The sequence below is a fragment of the Acidipila rosea genome (genome assembly GCF_004339725.1).
GTDB lineage: Bacteria > Acidobacteriota > Terriglobia > Terriglobales > Acidobacteriaceae > Acidipila > Acidipila rosea.
Map to the genome: position 1 here is coordinate 1 of NZ_SMGK01000010.1, position 3556 is coordinate 3556.

Annotated in this window: 3 protein-coding genes; all 3 read left to right on the plus strand. The window is 57.0% G+C overall.

The window, feature by feature from the left end:
* Window positions 1–118 precede the first annotated feature (118 nt).
* From C7378_RS17545 to C7378_RS17555, 3 genes are read left to right on the plus strand one after another with little or no spacing between them, the layout of a single operon-like run.
* Window positions 119–1267, plus strand: a complete 1149-nt coding sequence (locus C7378_RS17545; RefSeq protein ID WP_207901474.1) for a tyrosine-type recombinase/integrase — start codon at window positions 119–121, stop codon at window positions 1265–1267.
* On the plus strand, window positions 1264–3099 hold the full coding sequence (locus C7378_RS17550; RefSeq protein WP_131999588.1) for a tyrosine-type recombinase/integrase: 1836 nt from the start codon (window positions 1264–1266) through the stop codon (window positions 3097–3099). Before C7378_RS17545 ends, C7378_RS17550 begins: the two co-directional genes overlap by 4 nt.
* A complete protein-coding gene (locus C7378_RS17555; RefSeq protein ID WP_131999590.1) occupies window positions 3092–3544 on the plus strand; it encodes a DUF6262 family protein in 453 nt (150 codons plus the stop codon). The genes C7378_RS17550 and C7378_RS17555 overlap by 8 nt, the downstream gene beginning before the upstream one ends.
* Window positions 3545–3556 lie beyond the last annotated feature (12 nt).

The following is a 3556-nucleotide window of genomic DNA, read 5'->3' on the forward strand; positions in this document are numbered from 1 at the left end:
ACTTATCTTTAGTCCTTCAGAAGCAGTCCATGACGTCTACGACGTGCCATTTCACAACGTCGTGGAATTGTTAACTGTAGAGCGTCTATGACGTGTAGTTGGGAGTTAAGTTCTCTGCTTGCCGGAGGGAGGTAGCCCGCGTTGGCGCAGTGAGCGTAGCGAACTGCGCCAACGCGGGCTGGCGCCCAACCTCTGGGGGGTAGATGTGAACAAAGTGCAACGAATCATCATGACAGATAGCCATGAGCGCAGTTGGATCGTCCTCGATGCGAGCGGACGCCCCATTACAGAAATCAATGAATACCTGCTGTATCTTCACCATCTCGGGCGGTCACCGAACACGGTCAGAGCCTATGCTCATCATCTTCAGCTCTTCCACGAGTTCCTGGTAGACACGCGACGCGACTGGAAGAAGCTGGCTCTGACCGATCTGGCTACGTTCGTGGGCTGGCTACGTCTGTCATCGAGGAAGGCCCGGGAGCCGCGTTCCGACTCGACAATCAACGTAGTGCTGGCAGCAGTGGGATCGTTCTATGAGTATCAGGACAGACTGGGCGTAGAGACGGAGATCAGCCGTTCACGCCGCTTCGGCGCAAAGAGTTCATACAAGCCGTTCCTTCACCACATCAACCGGACACAATCTCTGCGACAAGCTGTGATGCGTGTGCGAAAAACGAAGCTGTTGCCCAAAGTTCTTATAGCTTCCGACGTTCAACGGCTGCTGGATGCCTGTATCCATCTTCGGGATCGCTTGCTGTTGTGCCTGCTGTATGAAAGCGGGATGCGCATCGGCCAGGTGCTTGGCCTTCGACACGCGGATATCCGTTCGTTCGATGGTGAGATCGAAATCGTTCCGCGTACCAATCTGAATGGGGCACGCGCAAAGTCGCGCACCGCCTACGTCGTCCATGTCTCAAAGGAGGCCATGTTGCTGTATGCAGACTACCTCGTACACGAGTGCCGAGAAGTCTCGCACGACTATGTCTTCGTGAACTGGTGGGGCGGTCACATCGGGGCTCCGATGAACTATGCGACCGTGATCGATCTGTTCCGTGCGCTCGGAAGGCGAACAGGTCTGCATATAACGCCACACATGTTCCGGCACACGCATGCAACTGAGTTGCTGCGATCTGGATGGGATGCGGCCTATGTGCAGAAGCGGCTCGGGCACGCCCATATCCAGACCACGACGAGCACCTACGCGCATCTGTCCGGTGAAGATATGGGAGCGGCGTACACACGCTATCTGCGGGAGCGTGAGCGATGAGCCGACAGAGCGCGAAGTGGAATCACGCCAAGCAGCATCGCCTTCTCGCTCAGTTAAAGGGCTTCTGGGCGGAAGATGTCTGGGACATGCAGGGTTGCCCGGTGCAAGGTCTATCGCCGAAGTCAAACCAACGTCGTCTCCGACTCGAATGCAAGTCGCGAACGATCAATGGAGAGTTGAAGTATGCGTTCTGGAAGAAGTTCGCTGAAGGCCAGTGGACAAGCACACAAGAGCTCACAAGGGTGCATCTGCTCATGAGATGGCTCAACAGCCTAAAGCATCTTCCTGTGTCGCTCATGGAGCGTGACCTGGAATCGTGGAAGCGGTCGTACACGGCTTATCTTCGACGCTGCGGGATGTACCGCATGGGCACAACCCATCGCATGGATAGCAGCCAGCAACCGCGCGTGACACCGCGCGACAGCGCTTATATCAGTACTCTGCGGCAGGCATACCTTGTTCTGAGCGATGCGTATGATGACCGACCTGAGCAGGAAAAGGACATATGGGATCTGCGACGCGTATCAATGCTGCACAACCCAACGCTGTCTCCGGGGCCGCTTAACTTCCTGAAGATCAAGCAGCCGTGGCTTCGTGCCGCGGCAAAGTCGCATCTTGCATACAGTCTCCCGATCTATGCGGAGGGAACGTGTCGAACACGGCTGCAATCTCTGGTCTGCTTCTCGGAGTTCCTCGCTGCCGACAAGCCTCAGGCCACGGCCCGTTCGATCACGCGTCCACTGCTGTTGCGCTATCTGAGCTACCTTCCGAGTCGGGTGTGTACCGGCGCGAGAAAGAACCATGTCATCAACCTGCGGACGTTCCTTGAAATGGCCCATCGTGAGCGGTGGTTGCCGGTTGGTCCTGAGCGGCTGATCCACGACGAAGAGGTTCCGCAGCCAATGAAGCATCAGCCTCGTTATATCCCTTCGACGGTGCTCGACCAACTGAATCAGCACCTTCATGATCTGAAGCCATCGTGGATGCGAAAGGTGCTCATCTTGCAGGAGTGCGGCATGCGAATCAGCGAACTGCTACAGCTATCGCTGGACTGTCTCTCGCAGGATGCGCGTGGCATCTACTATCTCCGCTACCTGCAGGGCAAGGTTCGGCGGGAGAACGCGATCCCTGTATCGCAGGAAATAGCGCGCGTCGTGCAGGAGCAGCAAGCATCTGTCCGGCAACGTCATCGAGGCTTCGACCTTCTGTTCCCCAGCGAACGAGGTCGTCCGATCCGCCAGGCCAGCTTCGCGCAGGTCATCAATCAGCTTGCCTACAACCGTCGCATCACGGATGCGAATGGGAACCTCTTCCGCTTCCAGTCACACCAGTTCCGCCACACGGTGGGCACGCGGATGATCAATCTCGGCGTACCTCACCACATCATCCAGCGCTACTTGGGGCACAAGGGCCCTGAGATGACCAACCGCTACGCCCATATCCACGACAGCACGATGCGGGAGAAACTCTCTGAGTATCTTGCAGGCACGCTGGTCGATGTCACCGGACATAAGGTCGTGGAAGACAGCGCCAACGATACGGTTGAGTTGCAGTGGTTCACTCGCAACGTGCTCGCGCAGGCTCTGACCAATGGCTACTGTGCGATCCCTACGGTGGCTGGCCCTTGTCCTCATCCGAACGCCTGTCTGAACTGCGCTCACTTCCGCACGGACATCACCTTCCTCGACGTTCATCGCGCCGAGCTGCGCGAAACCGAACGCGTCATCGCCAAAGCCGATGCGAACGGCTGGACGCGACAAAGCGAGATGAACGCGCGCAAACGAACGAATCTGGTAAACATCATCACCACCCTGGAGGCGGCACATGCATAGGAATACGGAAGGGCTGAAACGTAGCGCGAAGCTAAGAACCACCGCCGCTCTGGAGAGAGCACAAACCGCCATCCGTCGCATGCAAGCGGAAGAGATCGCGATCAACTTCCGCACGGTCGCGACCCACGCCGGCGTCTCAACCGCCTGGCTCTACAGCACCAAACCTCTACGCGATCGCATCGTGAAGCTACGCGCCGTCTCGAAGACGCCCGTACAGAACGATACGAACCATCGACGGCTCATCTCGCAGGAGCGAGTGATCGCCACACTGCGACTTCGTGTCAAGCAACTGGAAGCCACCAACAACGAGCTAAAGGAACAACTGGAACGCGCCTATGGACGGCTTGCGATACCTTCCTCAAATAGCAAATCTGCACGTCGTGGACATGTCCACGACGTGCAGACCCGCGAAAACAGAAAGAAATCTCTTGACCACTATAGATAATTCAACCAACTG